The organism is Pseudonocardia wallangbongensis, from assembly GCF_054486945.1.
In genome coordinates, this window is the sequence record NZ_JBRERS010000001.1 from 1,033,910 (window position 1) to 1,051,732 (window position 17,823).

Sequence of the window (17,823 nt, forward strand, 5' to 3'; positions counted from 1 at the left end):
GCGCGTCGGGGAACGGATTTCCCTGCCGCTACGACCGCTCGGGCCGGGGGATGCCGAGGTGGTCACGCAGGGTGCGACCCGTGTAGTCGCGCCGGAACAGGCCGCGCTCCTGCAGGACCGGCACGACCATGCGGACGAACTCCTCGAACGCGCCCGGCAGGTGGGTGGCCGCGAGGACGAACCCGTCGCAGCCGCCGGAGGTGAACCACTCCTGCATCTGGTCCGCGACCTGCGCGGCGGTGCCGACGAAGCGGGGCCCCTGCAGCAGGGTGGCCCGGTGGGCGGCGAGATCGCGGACGGTCACCTCGCGGTCGAGGTGGCGGCGGACACCGTCGGCCAGGCCCCGGATGCCGGAGCTGGCACTCATCATCTCGTCGGTGACGGGGTCGTCCAGCTCGTGGCGCGAGAAGTCGTAGTTCAGCACTTCGGACAGCAGCGTCAACGAGGCGAGGGGGTGGACGTAGGCGTCGAGGAACAGGCGTTCCTTCTCCCGGGCGATCGCCTCGGTCTCCCCGACCACGACGTAGGCCATCGGAAGGACCTTGACCTCGTCCGGGTTGCGGCCGGCCGCCGCGATGCGGTCCTTCTGGTCGCGGTAGTGCTGCTGGGCGACCGCGAGCCCGGGATCCGCGGTGAAGATCATGTCCGCCCACTCGGAGGCGAACTCGCGCCCCCGTCCCGAGGAGCCCGCCTGCAGGATCGCCGGCCTGCCCTGGGGTGTCCGGGGGACGGTGAGCGGGCCCCGGACGCGGAACCACTTGCCCGCGTGGTTCACTTCGCGGACCCGGGCGGGGTCGGCGAACTCGCCGCTGTCACGGTCCAGGACCAGCGCGTCGTCGCCCCAGGAGTCCCACAGCGCGGTGACGGCCTCGAGGAACTCCTGGGCGCGGTCATAGCGCTCGTCGTGGCCGAGGTGGTTCTCGACCCCGAAGTTCTGCGCCTCCGAGTCGTTGACCGAGGTGACGACGTTCCAGGCCGCCCGGCCGCCGGAGAGGTGGTCGAGCGTGGCGAACGTGCGGGCGACGTGGAAGGGGTCGTAGTAGGTGGTGGAGTAGGTGGCGCCGACGCCGATCCGGCTCGTCGCCGCGATGATCCCGCCGAGCACCGCGGTGAGGTCGAGCTTCACCGGGCGGGCGCCGTAGCGGACCGCGTCGGCGACCGAGTTCCGGTAGACGCCCGGCATCGCGAGGCGGTCGTCGAAGAAGACGCAGTCGAACTTGCCCTCCTCGAGGGTGCGGGCGATGCGCTGGTAGTACTCCATGGACAGGAACGACAGGTCGGCCGACGGGTAGCGCCACGAGCCGGAGTACACGGTGACGTTCCCGGCCTGCATGAAGCCGACGAGGGTCAGCTGCCGGTTCGACGCCGGGGTCGTCGCGGGGTCCTTGGCCTGCGCCGGCATGAATTCCCCTTCCGCCGGGAAAGACTTTTCAGGGTCGCATGTAAACGCTTACATCAACGTTTCTCCATGAGACACCACACTCGGCGCACACGTCAAGGCCGGGGAAAGTCCGCAGATCATGCAATCTTCTGCACAACCTCGTGGAACACTTTTCAGGCACCGTTCCGACCGGACACCGCGCCCGGAGCGGCGGTCGACCCACCGAGGTACAGCTCCGCGGGGACGAACTGCACGTCGGCGCCGTCGCCCTCCGCCCGCGGCCGGCCTTCCAGCCGGCCGACCAGCAGCCGGGCCGCCCGGCGCGCGAGGTCCTCGTAGGAGACGGTGATCCGGGTGAGCGGCGGGTCGCTCAGCGCGAACCAGCTCGGGTCGCCGTAGACCACGAGCGACAGGTCGGCGGGAACCTGGATCCCGCGCTCGCGCACCTCCTGCGCGGCGCCGATCGACAGGGCACCACCCCCGATGATCAAGGCCGTGGGCGGGCGGGGCAGGGCGAGCAGCTCGGCGACGCCCAGCTGCCCGTTGCTCTTGGTCGGTTCGACCAGCCGCATCGGCATCGCGGCCAGGTCCAGCCCGGCCAGCTCCATCCCGCGGCGCAGGCCGCGCAACCTGATGGGCCCGCTCGACTGCTCGGTCGGCGTGCCGAGGTAGCCGATCTCGGTGTGCCCGAGCGCGGCGAGGTGCAGCACGGCATCCGCCATCGCGTGCTCGTCGGCGCTGAACACCCCCGGCGCGTCGACCCCGCTCGCACGGTGCAGCTCCACCACCGGCAGCGCCGACAGCAGCTGCTTGCTCCCCTCCAGCATGTGGGTGCTCGGAGCGATGATCAGCCCTCCGACGCGGCTCGCCACCAGGTCCTTGAGCTGCTGGAGCTCGCGCTCCGGGTCGTTCTCGGTGATGGTGAGGATCATCTGTGTGCCGGCGGCGGACAGCAGGCGCGCACACTCGGCGACGACCGCTGAGTACGCCGGGGTGTCGACGTACGGGATGACGCACCCGACGAAGGCACGGCTCACGTTGGCCGAGAGCGCCCTGGCCAACCGGTTCGCCACGTAACCCCGCGTCTCGGCGTGCTCCTGGATCCGCCGCGCGAGCTCCGGGCGCACCGAGGGGCTTCCGTTCAGCGCTCGGGACACGGTGGCCGTGGACACGCCCAGATCCCGTGCCAGGTCGACGACACCGACCTTCGCCGCCCGCCTCCGTCCGCCCATGCTGGCAACCCTCCGAGGGAGTGCAAACGATTACATCGCCATTGAACCATCCGTCTCAGGCGATGCCTGACCTGGAGTATGGTTCCATCATGGGAAAGGGTGTCCCGTCATCGCGTGCCACCGACCCCCTCGCATCCGGTCGGGTCAACCAGAAGCGGCGGACGCGCGAGGCCGTCCTGGACGCCACCCGGGTCCTGCTCGACGAGGGCCGGGTCCCCACGGTCGGCGAGGCGGCCGACGCGGCGCTGGTCGGCCGGACCACCGCCTACCGCTACTTCCCCACCCAGGAGAGCCTGATCCTCGAGGCGGCGCTCGGTGGCGTCGTCGACGCGCTCGACGAGGCGGCGGAAACGGATGTCTCGGACACCGACGACCCGACCGAGCGGGTCGACCGGATCCTCCGGACGATGCACACGCGGATCACCGCGCACGAGGCCGCCTTCCGGGCGATCATCCGCCTCTCGCTGGACAAGGAGGCCCGGCTCGCGCCCGGGCAGCGGGAGGAGGTCCGGCTGCTCGAGGGTCGCCGGCCGGCGTGGATGCAGCACGCACTGCGACCGGCCCGCGACGAGCTGGCCCCGGACGCGTACGCCGACCTGGTCGCGGCGCTGGGGATGCTCGCCGGGACCGAGGCGTTCATCGCGCTGAAGGACGCCTGCCACGTCGGCGGCGTGCAGGAGCGGAGCAGGATCATCCGTTGGGCCGCGCGGATGCTCCTCGCGGGTGCGCTCGCGGAGGCGGAGCGCGGGCCCGCGACGCCCGGCAGCGGCGCGTAGCCCCACCTCGGCCGTCAGCTGCCCATCGACTCCGGTAACCACAGCACCAGCCCCGGCGCGAACGTGAACACCAGCACGAGAGCCAGCAGCGCCACCAGGAACGGCACGACACCGCGGAACACCTGCTCGCTGGGCAACCCGGTCGAACGGGCCACGATGAACACGTTCAACCCGAGCGGCGGGGTGACCAGACCGATCTCGGCGAGCAGCACCACCATCACGCCGAACCACACCGGGTCGTAGCCCAGCTCCTCGACCACCGGCAGGACGATGGGCACCGTCAGCGCGAGGATCGCCATCTGGTCCATGAACGCGCCGAGCACCAGGTACACGACCGCGATACCGAGGAACACCACCACCGGCGGGGCCGGTATCGCCGACACCGCATCGACCACGCTGCCGGTCACCCGGCTCAGCGTGAGCACGTAGCCGAACACGTGGGCCGACACGATGATCAGCAGGATCATCGCCGTGGAGCACAGCGTCTCGAGCAACGCCGCCCGGATGCGCGCGAGGTCGAGGCTGCGCCGGGCCAGCCCGATCGCGAGCGCGCCGGCCGCGCCCAGTGCCGCGGCCTCGGTGGGCGTCGCCATGCTCAGGTAGATGCTGCCGGTGACCAGCGCGAAGAGGATCACGACCGGACCGACCGCGGTCAGCGCGCGCACCTTGGTGGCCACCGCGTACCGCTCCCCGCGCGGCGCCAGCTCGGGGCGCCGCCGGACCAGCAGCAACGTGGTCACGATCAGCGCGACGACGACGAACAACCCCGGCACGAAGCCGGCGATGAGCACCTTCCCGACGCTCTCCTCGGCGAGCACCGCGTAGAACACGAGGATGATCGACGGCGGCACCATCGCCGCCAGCGTCCCCACGACCGCGACCAGGCCGTTCGCCAGCCGGGCGTCGTAGCCGCGGCGGGTCATCTCCGGAACCGCGGTCGAGGCGAGCGTCGCGGCCGCCGCCGTGCTCGAACCGGAGATGGCCGCGAAGACGGCGCCGGACAGCGTGGTGGCGACCCCCAGGCCGGCCGGGGTGCGCCCGACCCAGGTGCGCGCGCTGTCGAACAGGCTGCCGGCCACCCCGCTGTGCAGCACGAACTGCGCCATGAGGATGAAGAGCGGGATCGGCGAGAGCGAGTACGCCGACGCCGCCGTGTGGGGCGCGGTCTCCATGATCCCCAGAACCGCGGGCAGCCCCCCGTACAGCAGCAGGCCGGCGATCCCCGCGACCCCGATCGCGAACCCGACCGGGACCCGGATCAGCAGCAGCACCAGGAGCAGGACGACGACGGTCAGGGCGAGCATCAGTGGCTCACCTCCACCGTCGCGGGCTCCTCCGCCGGGCGGACCACGAGCACGTGCAGCAGCCGCACCAGGAGCACGGCGGACCCGAGCGGCACCATGATCACCGAGGTCCAGACCGGCCAGGACAGCTCGGCGCCGCCCGGGGGCGGCACGTCCCCGCCCGTCCAGGCACCGGCGGTCAGCGTCATCCCACCCCAGGTCAGCACGGCCACGAAGAGCACCGACAGCACCCCGCCGACCACCGTGCACCAGCGTTGCGCGCGTTCCGGGAGCGAGCGGTAGAACGCGTCGATCCGGACGTGCGCACCGGCCCGGAACGTGTAGGGCAGCCCGAGGAAGAAGATCGCGGTGAGCAGGTAGTCCGTGGTGAACGCGAGCGCCCACGACAGCGGCTCGGCCAGCACGTAGCGCAGGACCACCTCCAGCACCATCAGCCCGGTGAGCGCGAGCAGCGCTGCCGCGGCGACGGCGGCCAGGGCGTCCTCCACCCGGCTCAGGCCCGTCGCGAACCCGCCGGGCCTCATCGCAGCTCCTCCGGCAGTGCGCGCTGGGCGGTGAGCAGCGCGTCGAGGGTGGCCCGGCCGGGGAGGCCCAGCCGTTCCATGTCGGCCACCCACTCCTCGCGCACCGGCTCGACGGCCGCCCGCCAGCGCTGCTCCTCGTCCGGCGTGAGCTCGTGGAACGCCAGCCCACCCGCGGCGAGCTTCTCCCGCGACTCGGCGTCGTAGGCCTCGACCGCCCGGCACAGGTGCCGCGTGGTGTCCCGCCCGGCACGGGTCAGGACGTCCTGCAGGTCCGGCGGGAGCTCGTCCCAGATCCGCCGCCCCATCGAGTAGGTGATCGTGAAGCTGCCCAGCTGGGCGCCGAGCGTCGAGTTGGTCGCGGCCTCGTCCATCCGGTACGGCAACGCGCTCATCGGCCCGAGCACGGTGCCGTCGACCGTGCCGCGCGAGATCGCCTCGTACATCTCGGTGACCGGCATGGCCACCGGGGCGGCACCCAGGCGCGTCACCGTCCGGTCGATCGCGCCGCCGGACGACCGCAGCTGCAACCCCGCGACGTCGCCGGGCTCCGTGACCACGCGCCCGCCCCCGCTCATCACCTCGTACCCGGCCACGACGCCCACCACGAGCGGGTGCAGCCCGTCGGGCGCGAAGTCGGCCTCGTACAGCGCTCCCCCCTCGGCCAGCAACGGTTCCAGCGCGAGCGCTCCCCGGCACGGGTCGGTGCTCATCCCGGGCAGGTCGGCCACGCCGGACAGCGGCAGCTGGGCCGCGACGTAGCCGGGCGAGACCATCGCGACGTCGACGACCCCGGACCGCGCGAGGTTGACGAAGTCCTGCGCCGCGCCCAGCTGCTCCGACGGGAAGTACTCGAAGCTCAGCCGGCCACCGGACAGCTCGCTCGCCCGGTCGATGAAGAACCGCGCACCGTCCCGGGAGAACGGGTGCGTGGTCGGGAAGGAGTCGCCGACGACCAGTGTGAACGTCCCCGGTGGCCCCTCCCGGTCGACCGCGCAGCCCGCCACGGCGAGCCCGGCCACGCAGGCGAGGGCGAGCGTTCGAAGCAACCTGCTCATCAGTACGACTTCGGCAGGCCGAGGACGTTCTGGGCGATGTAGGCCAGCGCCAGCTCCTGGCTGACCGGGGCGATCTTCATGAGCCTGGCCTCGCGGAAGTAGCGCGGGATCCCGTACTCCTCGGCGTAGCCCATGCCGCCGAACGTCTGCATGGCGCGGTCCGCGGCGAAGAACCCGGCGTCCGCTGCGAGGAACTTCGCCGTGTTGGCCTCGCGGGCGCACGACTGCCCGTTGTCGTAGAGCCAGGCCGCCTTCCGGCACACCAGCTCGGCGGCGTCCAGCCGGGCGTTCGCCTCGGCCAGGGGGAAGGCGATCCCCTGGTTCTGCCCGATCGGCCGGTCGAACACCGTGCGTTCGCCTGCGTACCGCACCGCGGCGGCCACCGCGGCCCGGCCGATGCCCAGCGCCTCGTGCGCGATGAGGATCCGCTCCGGGTTGAGCCCGTCGAGCAGCACCCGGAAACCGTCGTGCTCGACGCCGACCAGCCTGTCCGCCGGGACCCGGACGTCGTCGAAGCTCACCTCGTAGGAGGTGACGGCGTTGCGGCCCATCTTCGGGATCGGAGCCAGCGAGATGCCGGGGGTGTCCATGTCGACGAGCAGGATCGACATCCCCTTCATCGGGGCGTCGTCCTGGCGGGGCGCGGTGCGGGTGGCCAGGACGATCACCTCGCTCTCGCCCGCCTTGGATATCCAGACCTTCCGGCCGTTGACGACGTAGCCGTCGCCGTCGCGCCGCGCGGTGGTGGCGATCCGGGAGGTGTCGGTACCGGCGTCCGGTTCCGTGACCCCGAAGCAGGCGTGCAGCTCGCCGGTGGCGACCCTGGTGAGGGTCTTCCTGCGCATCTCCTCCGATCCGTGCTTCGCCACCACGTTCATGCCGAACATGTTGAGGTGCAGCGGGGTGCAGGCGTTCATCGCGCCACCGGAGCTCGCCAACGTCTCGACCATGGCTCCCGCGGCCGCGATGCCGAGCCCGCCCCCGCCGTACTCCTCGGGAACCGTGACGCCCATCCACCCGGCGTCGGCGAACGCCTTGTAGAAGTCCCACGGGAAGCTGTGGTCCCGGTCGTGCCGCGCCCAGTAGTCGTGGTCGAAGCGGGCTGCCAGTTCGGCGACGGCCCGCCGGATCTGGCGCAGGTCGTCGTCCTCGGTGAAGTCCATGCGGGTCAGCGCTCCTCGGGGTGCGGCACGTGCGTCGCGTGGTCGCGGCCGTCCAGCTCGGCCCGCACCTGCTGCCCGTGGCTGTCCAGCCCCGGGGCCGGCGCGAACCGGCCGGACCCGCTGCGGGAGAACCCCACCGACGACCGGGGCTGTCGCAGCGTCCCCAGCTGGGGGTGCTCGTTGCGCCGGAAGAAGCCGACGGCGTTCAGATGCGGGTCGTCGAAGAGGTCGGGAATGCTGTTGACCGGCATGATCGGCACCTTCAGCCTGCGGAACACCTCGATCGCCTCGGCGGTGGTGAGCGTGGCGAGCGCGGTGTCCAGCCACTCGTAGAGCTCGTCGATGTGCCTGCTGCGCGCCGCGATGGTGGCGAACCTCGGATCGAGGGCGCGGTCGTCGGCGCCGAGCTCGGCGAACAGCGACGTCCAGTGCGCGTCGGTGTAGGGCAGCACGCTGACCAGCCCGTCCCGGGTCCGGTGGGGTCGCCGGAACGGCGAGTTGGTCCGGGCGTAGCCGGCGTCGCCGCGCGGCGGGTCGAACACGTAGCCACCCTGCTGCTCGACCAGCAGGAACTGCACCATGGTCTCGAACATCGGGACCTCGATCGCCTGCCCGCGCCCGGACGCGGCGCGCTCCACCAGCGCGGCGCAGATCGCGCCCATCGCGAGCATCCCGGTGATCTTGTCGGCGATCGGGCTGCGGACGAACTGCGGCTCCCCGGCGCCGGTCTGGTTCGCCGCGACGCCGGAGACCGCCTGGATCACGTCGTCGTAGGCCGGTTCGGGCCCGTACGGCCCCGCCGCGCCGTAGCCGTGCATGGCGCAGACGACCACGCCCGGGTTGACGGCGGCCAAGGTGTCGTAGTCGATGCCGAGGCGGACGTCGGAGCCGGGAGGACGGTTGTGCGCCACCACGTCGGCCCCTTCGACGAGCCCCATCAGGCGCCGGTAGTCCCGCTCGTCGCGCAGGTCGAGGACGACGCTCTCCTTGCCGACGTTCGTGTTCAGGAAGATGGGGCCCAGCCCGTGTCCCCCGGTGTCGCCGACCCCGCGGACGATGTCGCCCGACGGCGGTTCGACCTTGATGACCCGGGCGCCGAACTGGCCGAGCAGCAGCGTGCAGAACGGACCCATGAAGGTCGACGTCAGGTCGACGACGGTGATGCCCGACAGGGGCCCGCCCTGCTCTCCGGGCTGATGGGCATCCTGCATGGTCACTCCGTTCCGAGCGGGGCGTGGCTCGGAAGCCTGCGGGACCGCCGCGTCGCACCCGAGATGGGAGGACCATATCTATATAGGATTGCCAGCTCAAGATGGGACTGCTGTCCCATCGATGCCGGTCGAGTCACCCGCCCGGTAGGGTCGCCCGGACGAACCACCGTTTCCCCTCGAACCGGACGGAACCGGACGTGACCGCGACCCGCACCCCCGCACGACGCCTGGTCGCCGTGCTGCTGCTGTCGCTGGTCGCGGTCCTCGCCCCGATCGCCGGGCCGCCCACGGCGGAGGCGTCGCCGGCGGCATCGGCCGCCGGCGACGTGGTGCCGGCCGTGGCCGGGCCGCCGTCCGCGCTCCCCGGACGGCACGCGCCCCTCGGCCCCGTCCTGGATGACCGGACCACACCGGCCGGGCATCCCGGCCCGGTGCTCGACACGTTGCTCCTCGCGCCGCCCGGGGCCCCCGCCGCCGGCCCGGCCGGCACGGCGGTGGACCGCAGCGCGACCGCGGGCCTCGACCCGGGGCACCGCTCCCCCGCCGACCCGCGCGGACCGCCGGAGGCCTGAGGGCCGGTGCCTGACGGCGCCGGTGCCCGCCGTCGGCCTCCGTCCGCCCGTCCCGCATCCGGGACGCCCTCCCCCGAGGAGACCCGTGCAGCAACGCCCCGTGCTGTGGCGCGCGCTGATCGCGCTCGCAGTCATCGTCGTGTCCGCCGTCGTCGCACTCAGCACCGCCCCCACGCTGGGCCTGGACCTGCGCGGTGGCACCCAGATCGTCCTCGAGACCCGCGACACCGAGGAGGTGGCCGCCGACGGCGAGGCCACCGACCGCGTCCTCGAGGTGCTCCGCGGCCGGGTCGACGGCCTCGGGGTCGCCGAGCCGTCACTGACCCGTTCCGGCGAGAACCGGATCATCGTCGAGCTGCCCGGACTGACCGATCCGGCCGAGGCCGCCGCGACGCTCGGCCGCACCGCACAGCTGACCATGCACCCGGTACTGGGTGTCGGAGACCCGGGAGGTGGCCTCCCGACCGGCGACGAGACCGGGCAGCCGTTGCAGCTCGGCCCACCCGCGCTGACCGGTGACCTGATCGGCTCGGCCATCTCGGGCCCCGACCCGCAGGGGGTGGGGCACGTCGTCGACGTCCGGTTCGACGGTGCGGGCCCCGACCGCTGGCAGGCGCTCACCGGGCAGGCCGCGTGCGCGCCGCCCGGCGACCCGCAGCGCCGGGTCGCGATCGTCCTCGACGACCAGGTCATCTCCTCACCGCAGGTCGACCCCTCGATCCGGTGCGGGATCGGCATGGTCGGTGGCCAGACCCAGATCAGCGGCACCTTCTCCCCCGAACAGGCCTCCGAGCTGGCCGTGCTGATCGAGGGCGGCGCCCTGCCGGTGCCGGTCGAGATCATCGAGCAGCGGACGGTCGGCCCGACGCTCGGCGCGGACGCCATCGAGGCCAGCGCTCTGGCCGCGATCATCGGCTCGGTGCTGGCCGGCGCCTTCCTCGTCGTCGTGTACCGCCTCGTCGGCCTGGTCACCCTCGTCGCGCTCGGCGGGTACGCGCTCATCGCCTACGCCGTGCAGACCGGGCTCGGCGCAACCCTCACCCTGCCCGGCCTGGCCGCATTCGTCCTCGCCGTCGGCATGGCCGTCGACGCGAACGTGCTGGTCGCCGAGCGGTCCCGGGAGGAGTACGCGGCCAGACCCCGCCTGGAACGCGCGTCGGAGAACGGCTACCGGAACTCGCTGTCCGCGGTCGGCGACGCCGCGGTCACCTCGCTGCTCGCCGCTGTGCTGCTGTTCTTCCTCGCGTCCGGCCCGGTCCGGGGCTTCGGGGTCACGCTCGTCATCGGCGTGGTCGTGTCGCTGTTCTCCGCGCTCGTGCTCTCGCGCCTGCTGACGCTCGCCGTGCTCAGGATCCCGGCCGTGCGCAAGCGGCCGCGGGTCACCGGCATCGCCGAGATCGGGCCGGTGCGCAGGAGGCTCGAGTCCCGCGACCCGGGCTTCCTGCACGGTGCAGGGCGGATCCTCGCCGTCGCGGGCGTGGTCCTCGTGCTCGCGATCGGCGGCCTGCTCGTACGCGGTCTCGAACTGGGCGTCGAGTTCACCGGCGGCCGCCTGGTGGAGTTCACGACATCGGACCCGATCACCGCCGAGCAGGCCCGCGCCGCCGTCGCCGCCGCCGGCTACCCGGACCTGCAGGTCACGACCACCGGCGACGGTGCGGTGGCGCTGCGATCCGGCGAGCTGGACGACGCGGCGGTCGGTGCGCTGCGCGACGCCCTCGCCGGAGCCGGGGGCGGCGCCGACCTCCTCCGCGACGAGATGATCGGGCCCAGCCTGGGCGCCGAGCTCGCCCGCGGCGGCATCATCGCCCTCGTCGTCGCGCTCGCCGCCCAGTTCGCCTACCTGGCGTTCCGGTTCCGCTGGACGCTCGGCGCGGGCGCGGTCGCCGCGCTCTTCGCCAACGTCGTGGTCGTCATCGGGCTGTTCGCCTGGACCGGCCGGACCGCGGACGGGGTGTTCCTCGCGGCGCTGCTCACCGTCATCGGCTACTCGGTGAACGACACCGTGGTGGTGTTCGACCGGGTGCGCGAGCACTGGGCCCGGCGAGCGAACGAGCCGTTCCACCGGGTCGTCGGGTCGGCCGTGCTGTCGACGCTCCCAAGGACGGTGAACACCGGCGTCTCGACGCTCGTGATCCTGACGATGCTGCTGTTCCTGGGCGGTGCGACGCTCGCCGACTTCGCCCTCGCCCTGATCGTCGGCATCGTGGTGGGCACGATCTCCACGATCGCCGTCGCCGGACCGGTGGCGATCCTGCTGCAGCGGCGCTGGAGCGGGATGCCGCCGCGGCTGGGGGCGTCGCGGCAGCCGACCGGAAAGGCCCGCCGACGGAACCCGTCGCGGGCCCGGAACGCCGACGGCGCCGTCGTCTGAGGAGCCACCCTCTGCCGCACTGTCGCGGGTTCACCTCGGGTACGCGCGTGGGCAGGTGCAGGGCGTCGGGGACGACGCGCCAAGCCGCACCCTTTCATGATCAGGTCGACCCCAACGAGTCTCGGACCACGGCTCGAACACCCAGGTGTCGACATGATCACGCACACGACGACACGGCCAAGCATGATCGTTGCGAGACCGCGGTGTGCGTCCAGACGGTTGATCCCTATTGGATCTTCGTGGCCCTGAGGTCGCGTGAGCAAGGCCAGATCCTTCCTCGGGAAAGCGGAGCTGCCGCGCCGATCAAGGGCAAATGGTCGCTCTCGGAGATCATTTGGCCACCATCTCTCCTTGATCGGCGATCTCTAGGCCGCCTCGGGGCTCATGATCGGCGGTTCGACGCATTCACTGGTCGAATTCACCCGTTTCGTGCCGAAGTATCGATCATGTCCGTGAGAACAGCCTCGGGTGGCGCCGCAGCCACGTTATGGAGCCATAACGCGATCTGCAGGCCGCCGAAACAGCACTGCGGTTCCATAGTGCTACAACCGGCCAAGCGACCGGAGCGTCCGTCCCTGATGACTCACGAAAAGTTGGACTCGCTCGTCTCGTTCCTCAGGGTCCTCAGGATCCGGGCTAGCGACGTGCGGTCGGCCTCGTCGAGCCGGGCGAAGAACCCCTCCGCCTCGGCGGCCCGCGCGGCGCGGATCCCGGCGGCCACCTCCTCGCCGCGGCCGGTGGGTGCGACGAGGGTGGCGCGCCGGTCGTCGGGGTCGGGACGGCGCTCGACGAGCCGGGCCTCCTCCAGGGCGTCGACCACCTCGGTGGCGGAGCGCGGGGCGATGCGCAGGTGCTCGGAGAGGGCCCCGAGCCGCATGGGCCCGTGCCGGGTGAGGACGCCGAGCGCGCGGGCCTGCCCCGGGGTGACGTCCCACGGCGCGAGGGTGCGCTGGGTCTGGTGCCGCAGCTGCCGCGCCACCCCGCGGAACACCTCGGCGAGCGACTCCTCCTCGGGCACCGGAATATCCTAGCAACAGGTACCGTTGTTCCCTCATGTTGAGGTAACCTCAGCAAACTTCGACGGAGGGACGTACCGACTTGGGACCCGACACCTCGACCGACAGGCTCAGCCGGCCCGGCCGGCGCACCCTCACCGCCGCCGACAAGGCGCAGGCACGTGACGTGTCACTGCGCCGGATCGCACGGCTGTTCATCCCGCACCGCCGGCCCATCGCCACGGTCACCGCCATCATCGTCGCGTCGTCCGTGGTCGCGATGGCCTCGCCGTTCCTGCTGCGGGCCGTCATCGACGACGCGCTGCCGCACCGGAACCTGCCGCTCCTGGTCTGGCTGGTCATCGGCATGGTCGCGGTCGCCGCCGTGACCGCGGCCCTGGGCGTGGCCCAGGCCTGGATCTCGACGAACGTCGGCCAGCGGGTCATGCACCGGCTGCGCACCGACGTCTTCACCCACCTGCAGCGCCAGTCGATCGCCTTCTTCACCCGCACCCGCACCGGCGAGGTGCAGTCGCGGATCACCAACGACATCGGCGGCATGCAGACCGTCGTCACCTCGACGGCCACCTCGCTCGCCTCGAACCTCACCACCGTCGTCGCCACCCTGGTCGCCATGCTCGCCCTGAGCTGGCAGCTCACCCTGGTCTCCCTGCTGGTGCTGCCGCCGTCGATCTGGCTGACCCGGCGCGTGGCCCGGATGCGCCGCGCCATCACCGCCGCCCAGCAGCGCGAGCTGGCCGACCTCAACGTCGTCATCGAGGAAGGGCTGTCGATCAGCGGCGTGCAGCTGGCCAAGACGATGGGCACCGGGCCCGCGCTCGTGGACCGGTTCACCGACTCGTCGGAGCGGCTGGTCGACCTCGAGCTGCGCGCCCAGCTCGCCGGGCGCTGGCGGATGGCCGCCACCAGCATCGTCTTCGCCGCGATCCCGGCGATCATCTACCTGAGCGCAGGCCTGCCGTTCGCCGCCGGGGCCATGACGATCGGCACGCTCGTCGCCTTCACCGCGCTCCAGGCCGGCCTCTACCGGCCGATCGTCGGCCTGCTCGACGTCGGGGTGTCGCTGGTCAGCTCGCTGGCCCTGTTCGCCCGGATCTTCGAGTACCTCGACCTTCCGGTGGACGTCGACGACCCGGCCGCGCCCGTGGACGTCGACCCGGCCCGGGTCGAGGGGCACATCCGCGCCGAGGACGTCACGTTCTCCTACCCGGGTAGCGACACCGCGGCCGTCGCCGGGGTCAGCCTGGACGTACCCGCGGGCTCCACCCTCGCCCTGGTGGGCGAGACCGGCTCGGGCAAGAGCACGCTCGCCGCCCTGGTCACGCGCCTCTACGACCCCGACGCCGGGCGCATCACGATCGACGGCGTCGACCTGCGGGACATGCGCCTCGCCGACCTCGCGCGCATCGTCGGCGTCGTCAGCCAGGAGACGTACCTGCTGCACACCACCATCCGCGAGAACCTGCGCTACGCCCGGCCCGACGCCACGGACGGCGACATCGAGCAAGCTGCCAGAGCCGCGCAGATCCACGACCTGATCGCCGGCCTGCCCGACGGCTACGACACCGTCGTCGGCTCCCGCGGCCACCGCTTCTCCGGCGGGGAGAAGCAGCGCATCGCGATCGCCAGGACCCTGCTCCGCGACCCCCGGGTGCTGGTCCTCGACGAGGCCACCAGCGCGCTCGACACCGGGACCGAACGCGCCGTTCAGCGCGCCCTCGACGAGCTCAGCCGCGGCCGGACGACGATCACCATCGCCCACCGCCTCTCCACGGTGCGGGCCGCCGACCGGATCGTCGTGATCGACCACGGCCGGACCGTGGAGTCCGGCACCCACGACAACCTCATCGCCCGGAACGGCCGCTACGCCGGCCTGGCCGCCTGACCGCCGCCCGACAACCGGGTGGCGGTGAGGGTGGTGCCGGTGATGATGATGGGGATCGACGCGGCGGGAGGGACCCGCCGGTCAATCCCGAAAGGCCGTCTGGCATGAGCCCGCTGCGCACCGGATTCCTCGCATTCGTCGAACACACCGGCGTCGACGGCACCCGTTCCGCCGGGCTCGACGAGGGCATCCGGCTCTTCCGCCGCGCCGAACGGCTCGGCTACGACGCGGGCTGGGTGCGCACCCGGCACCTGGAGCCGTACCTGTCGGCGCCCCTGCCCTTCTTCGCCGCACTGGCCCAGCAGACCGAGCGAATCGCGTTCGGCACCTCCGTCGTGCCCATCCGGTACGAGAACCCCGTCCGGCTGGCCGAGGAGGCGGCCACCACCGACCTGCTCACGGGCGGACGCCTGCACCTGGGGCTGAGCGCGGGCTACTCCGACGGCGAGGCCCTGTTCGGCCAGGTCTTCGGCGGCACGGACCGCGCGTTCGACGACGAGGTCGACCTGCGGCTGCGGCGCTTCCTCGCCGCCGTCCGCGGCGAGACGCTCGTGGTGACCGAGACCGACAGCCCGGTCGCCCCGGCCGGCACGGCCCTCACCGCGCAGCCGTTGAGCCCGACCCTGCCCGAACGCCTCTCCTACGGCGCCGGGCGCCTCGCCACCGCCGTCCGCACCGGCGGCCTCGGGCTGGGCCTGCAGCTGTCCACCCTCGCCACCGAGATCACCGACCTGAGCTTCGAGGAGTACCAGGCGAAGCAGATCGCCGAGTACCGCGCCGCGCACCGCACGGCCACCGGGCGGGACGGCACGGTCTCCGTCGGCCGGATGATCCTTCCGCTGCTGCGCGAGTCCGACCGCGAGGACTACGCCTTCCTGCTGGAACGCGACCGCAAGCGGCAGGCCGCCCACGGCACCCCGGGCGCGCCCCGGCTGCACTTCGGCATCGTGCACAGCGGCAGCCCGGAGCAGATCGTCGCCTCGCTGAGCGCCGACGTCGCGCTCGCGGCCGCCGACGAGCTCGTCGTCGCCCTGCCGTTCGGGCACGCCCCCGCCGTGTCCCGGCGGATCATCGACACCGTCGCCGAGACGGTGCTGCCGGCGCTGGAGGCCCGTGCGTGAGCGAGCACGTCCTGGACAACCCGATCCGCTCCTCGCTCCTCGGCCCGCACGCGCACCTCGCGGTGCGGCACGGCTCCGTGCTGCGCTACCCGCCCGACGTCTGCCCGTTCATCGCGCTGCCCGACGAGCCGGACGCCGGCGCGTGGGCGGACCTCGCCGCACTGGTCGGACCGGGCGCGACCGCGGCCGTCTCGGCCCCCCGCATCGAGCCGCCGCCGGGATTCGAGGTGCTCTTCGACATCCCGGGTGTCCAGCTCGTCGACGCGGGCGTCGCGGCCGAGCCGGACCCCGAGGCCGTGGTACTCGGTCCGGCGGACGTGCCGGAGATGCTCGCGCTCGTCGAGCGCACGCGGCCCGGGCCGTTCCTGCCCCGCACCGTCGAGATGGGCACCTACCTCGGCATCCGGCACGACGGCGAGCTGATCGCGATGGCGGGCGAACGGCTGCACCCGCCCGGCTGGACCGAGATCAGCGCCGTCTGCACCGACGCGCGCCACCGCGGGCGCGGGCTGGGCACGCGCCTGGTACGGGCCGTCGTCGCCGGTATCCGGGAGCGCGGCGAGACCCCGCTGCTGCACGCCGCGGCGTCGAACGTGAACGCCATCCGGCTGTACGAGGCGATCGGCTTCACGCTGCGCAGGCACACGCGGTTCGCCGGCGTCCGCCTGCTCGCGGGCGAGGCCGTCGCCTGATCGCGGGAGGTGGGATCAGGGTCCCGCCGAGCCCTGCCCGGCGGCCCGGCGGCCGAGCCCGGCGAGCTGGTCGCGCAGCGAGTGCCCCCGTGCCGTGAGCGCGTACTCCACCCGGCCGCCCGATCCCGGTTCGCCATCCACCGCTGGGCGGGGTTCTCCGGCAGCTGACCGCCCCGCAGCGCACCGTGCGCTCGCTCCGCCGGGCCAACCTGTGACCGTCAGAGCCGCCAGGACCGCAACCAGACCGTCTGCGGCGACTGCCGCAGGGCCGACAGGGTGGCGTCCGACAGCACGGCGTCGGTGTCGGTGAGGACGTACCCGTGCTCACCCCGGGTGGACAGCGCCTGGCCGACCACGTTCACCCCGGCGTCCGCGAGCAGCCGGTTGATCTCGGCCAGCACCCCGGGCAGGTTCTCGTGCAGGTACCCCATCCGGAACGCGCCCTGCGGATGGGGCGCGGGCACCTGCGGCAGGTTGACCGACAGCGCGGTGCTGCCGCCCTCGACGAACCCGACCAGCTTGTTCGCGACGAAATGCCCGATCTCCTCCTGCGCCTCCTGCGTCGAGCCACCGACGTGCGGGGTGAGGATGACGTTGTCGAGACCCCGCAACGGCGACTCGAACGGGTCGCCCTGTGCCTTCGGCTCCAGCGGGAAGACGTCGATGGCGGCACCGGACAGGTGCCCGGACAGGATGTTGTCGCGCAGCGCGGCGTCGTCGACCACCATGCCGCGCGAGGCGTTGATGAACACCGCCCCCGGCTTCATCAGCGCGAACCGCTCGGCCCCGAAGAGGCCGGCGTTGCCCGGCCTGCCGTCGACGTGGATGCTCACCACGTCCGACTCGGCCAGCAGCTCCTCCAGCGACCCGACCCGCGAGGCGTTGCCGTGTGCCAGCCGGTCGGCGGCGTCGAAGAAGATCACCCGCATGCCGAAGGCCTCGGCGACGTTGGACAGCTGGGTGCCGATGTTGCCGTAGCCGACGATGCCCAGCGTGCGACGGCGGACCTCGCGGCTGCCCTTCGCCGACTTGTCCCACACCCCCTCGTGCATCCGCTGGGTCTTCTCCGTGAGCCTGCGGGCCAGCGCGACGATCTCGCCCATCACCAGCTCGACGACGCTGCGGGTGTTGGAGTACGGCGCGTTGAACACCGCAAGGCCCCGCTCGGCCGCGTTCTCCAGGTGCACCTGGTTGGTGCCGATGCAGAAGCACCCCACCGCCAGCAGGTCCTTCCCCGCGTCGAGCACCGCGGGCGTGACGTTCGTGTTGGACCGGATCCCGAGCACCGACACCCCCGGCAGCTCGGCGACGAGCTCGTCCTCGCTCAGCGAGCGCGGACGCGCGTCGACCTCGAAGCCCGCACGCCGGAACGCCGCCTCCGCGACCGGGTGGATGTTCTCCAACAGCATCGCCTTCACCAGGCCAACCTAGGCTCGGCCCGTGGTGCGCCGACACCCGGCTCGTCCGCCTGCCGCCGACGATCGACCGACCGGGGGAAGCGCGGCACCGGACCACCC

Annotated in this window: 16 protein-coding genes; 6 read left to right on the forward strand and 10 right to left on the reverse strand. The window is 72.5% G+C overall.

Annotated elements, in window-relative coordinates; genetic code table 11:
- Window positions 1-28: 28 nt before the first annotated feature.
- The gene (locus ACU436_RS04870; protein ID WP_459022024.1) at window positions 29-1,402 is read right to left on the reverse strand and encodes an LLM class flavin-dependent oxidoreductase; all 1,374 of its coding nucleotides are present in this window, start codon (window positions 1,400-1,402) and stop codon (window positions 29-31) included.
- Window positions 1,403-1,554: 152 nt separating this feature from the next.
- The gene (locus ACU436_RS04875; protein WP_459022025.1) at window positions 1,555-2,613 is read right to left on the reverse strand and encodes a LacI family DNA-binding transcriptional regulator; all 1,059 of its coding nucleotides are present in this window, start codon (window positions 2,611-2,613) and stop codon (window positions 1,555-1,557) included.
- A gap of 89 nt (window positions 2,614-2,702) precedes the next feature.
- Between ACU436_RS04875 and ACU436_RS04880 the strand changes: the two genes are divergently transcribed.
- A complete protein-coding gene (locus ACU436_RS04880) occupies window positions 2,703-3,389 on the forward strand; it encodes a TetR/AcrR family transcriptional regulator (protein WP_459022027.1) in 687 nt (228 codons plus the stop codon).
- A gap of 14 nt (window positions 3,390-3,403) precedes the next feature.
- On the opposite strand, the gene ACU436_RS04885 is transcribed toward ACU436_RS04880, so the two are convergent.
- From ACU436_RS04885 to ACU436_RS04905, 5 genes are read right to left on the reverse strand one after another with little or no spacing between them, the layout of a single operon-like run.
- Window positions 3,404-4,693, reverse strand: coding sequence for a TRAP transporter large permease (locus tag ACU436_RS04885; protein ID WP_459022029.1), 1,290 nt, complete (start codon window positions 4,691-4,693; stop codon window positions 3,404-3,406).
- On the reverse strand, window positions 4,693-5,217 hold the full coding sequence (locus ACU436_RS04890; RefSeq protein ID WP_459022031.1) for a TRAP transporter small permease: 525 nt from the start codon (window positions 5,215-5,217) through the stop codon (window positions 4,693-4,695). The genes ACU436_RS04885 and ACU436_RS04890 overlap by 1 nt, the downstream gene beginning before the upstream one ends.
- Complete coding sequence (locus ACU436_RS04895) at window positions 5,214-6,272, reverse strand: TRAP transporter substrate-binding protein (protein ID WP_459022033.1); 1,059 nt, start codon at window positions 6,270-6,272, stop codon at window positions 5,214-5,216. Before ACU436_RS04895 ends, ACU436_RS04890 begins: the two co-directional genes overlap by 4 nt.
- Window positions 6,272-7,435 carry an acyl-CoA dehydrogenase family protein gene (locus tag ACU436_RS04900; RefSeq protein WP_459022035.1) on the reverse strand — a complete coding sequence of 388 codons (1,164 nt, stop codon included), beginning with the start codon at window positions 7,433-7,435 and terminating at the stop codon, window positions 6,272-6,274. Before ACU436_RS04900 ends, ACU436_RS04895 begins: the two co-directional genes overlap by 1 nt.
- Window positions 7,436-7,440: 5 nt before the next feature.
- Window positions 7,441-8,646, reverse strand: coding sequence for a CaiB/BaiF CoA transferase family protein (locus ACU436_RS04905; RefSeq protein WP_459022037.1), 1,206 nt, complete (start codon window positions 8,644-8,646; stop codon window positions 7,441-7,443).
- 197 nt (window positions 8,647-8,843) lie between these two features.
- On the opposite strand from ACU436_RS04905, the gene ACU436_RS04910 reads away from it, so the two are divergent.
- Both ACU436_RS04910 and secD read left to right on the forward strand, forming a co-directional pair.
- On the forward strand, window positions 8,844-9,218 hold the full coding sequence (locus ACU436_RS04910; protein ID WP_459022039.1) for a hypothetical protein: 375 nt from the start codon (window positions 8,844-8,846) through the stop codon (window positions 9,216-9,218).
- An 85-nt stretch (window positions 9,219-9,303) separates the two neighbouring features.
- Window positions 9,304-11,592 (forward strand): protein translocase subunit SecD, encoded by a 2,289-nt coding sequence (secD, locus tag ACU436_RS04915; protein ID WP_459022041.1) that lies wholly within the window; start codon window positions 9,304-9,306, stop codon window positions 11,590-11,592.
- 583 nt (window positions 11,593-12,175) lie between these two features.
- On the opposite strand, the gene ACU436_RS04920 is transcribed toward secD, so the two are convergent.
- Window positions 12,176-12,610: a MarR family winged helix-turn-helix transcriptional regulator gene (locus tag ACU436_RS04920; protein WP_459022043.1), complete on the reverse strand. Its 435-nt coding sequence runs from the start codon at window positions 12,608-12,610 to the stop codon at window positions 12,176-12,178.
- A gap of 80 nt (window positions 12,611-12,690) precedes the next feature.
- Between ACU436_RS04920 and ACU436_RS04925 the strand changes: the two genes are divergently transcribed.
- The 3 genes from ACU436_RS04925 (at window position 12,691) to ACU436_RS04935 (ending at window position 16,306) form a co-directional block, all read left to right on the forward strand.
- Window positions 12,691-14,493: an ABC transporter ATP-binding protein gene (locus ACU436_RS04925; protein ID WP_459022045.1), complete on the forward strand. Its 1,803-nt coding sequence runs from the start codon at window positions 12,691-12,693 to the stop codon at window positions 14,491-14,493.
- Window positions 14,494-14,597: 104 nt separating this feature from the next.
- Window positions 14,598-15,614, forward strand: a complete 1,017-nt coding sequence (locus tag ACU436_RS04930) for an LLM class flavin-dependent oxidoreductase (protein ID WP_459022047.1) — start codon at window positions 14,598-14,600, stop codon at window positions 15,612-15,614.
- Window positions 15,611-16,306 (forward strand): GNAT family N-acetyltransferase, encoded by a 696-nt coding sequence (locus ACU436_RS04935; RefSeq protein WP_459022049.1) that lies wholly within the window; start codon window positions 15,611-15,613, stop codon window positions 16,304-16,306. Before ACU436_RS04930 ends, ACU436_RS04935 begins: the two co-directional genes overlap by 4 nt.
- A gap of 15 nt (window positions 16,307-16,321) precedes the next feature.
- Here ACU436_RS04935 and ACU436_RS04940 read toward each other — a convergent pair whose 3' ends face one another.
- Both ACU436_RS04940 and serA read right to left on the reverse strand, forming a co-directional pair.
- Complete coding sequence (locus ACU436_RS04940; RefSeq protein ID WP_459022051.1) at window positions 16,322-16,447, reverse strand: hypothetical protein; 126 nt, start codon at window positions 16,445-16,447, stop codon at window positions 16,322-16,324.
- Window positions 16,448-16,524: 77 nt separating this feature from the next.
- Window positions 16,525-17,715: a phosphoglycerate dehydrogenase gene (gene serA / locus ACU436_RS04945; RefSeq protein WP_459022622.1), complete on the reverse strand. Its 1,191-nt coding sequence runs from the start codon at window positions 17,713-17,715 to the stop codon at window positions 16,525-16,527.
- Window positions 17,716-17,823: the final 108 nt, after the last annotated feature.

Bases quoted from the DNA above. Each gene is read 5' to 3' on its own strand.
- ACU436_RS04870 (WP_459022024.1), bottom strand. From the start codon at position 1,402: ATGCCGGCGCAGGCCAAGGACCCCGCGACGACCCCGGCGTCGAACCGG.
- ACU436_RS04875 (WP_459022025.1), bottom strand. From the start codon at position 2,613: ATGGGCGGACGGAGGCGGGCGGCGAAGGTCGGTGTCGTCGACCTGGCA.
- ACU436_RS04880 (WP_459022027.1), top strand. From the start codon at position 2,703: ATGGGAAAGGGTGTCCCGTCATCGCGTGCCACCGACCCCCTCGCATCC.
- ACU436_RS04885 (WP_459022029.1), bottom strand. From the start codon at position 4,693: ATGCTCGCCCTGACCGTCGTCGTCCTGCTCCTGGTGCTGCTGCTGATC.
- ACU436_RS04890 (WP_459022031.1), bottom strand. From the start codon at position 5,217: ATGAGGCCCGGCGGGTTCGCGACGGGCCTGAGCCGGGTGGAGGACGCC.
- ACU436_RS04895 (WP_459022033.1), bottom strand. From the start codon at position 6,272: ATGAGCAGGTTGCTTCGAACGCTCGCCCTCGCCTGCGTGGCCGGGCTC.
- ACU436_RS04900 (WP_459022035.1), bottom strand. From the start codon at position 7,435: ATGGACTTCACCGAGGACGACGACCTGCGCCAGATCCGGCGGGCCGTC.
- ACU436_RS04905 (WP_459022037.1), bottom strand. From the start codon at position 8,646: ATGCAGGATGCCCATCAGCCCGGAGAGCAGGGCGGGCCCCTGTCGGGC.
- ACU436_RS04930 (WP_459022047.1), top strand. From the start codon at position 14,598: ATGAGCCCGCTGCGCACCGGATTCCTCGCATTCGTCGAACACACCGGC.
- serA (WP_459022622.1), bottom strand. From the start codon at position 17,715: ATGCTGTTGGAGAACATCCACCCGGTCGCGGAGGCGGCGTTCCGGCGT.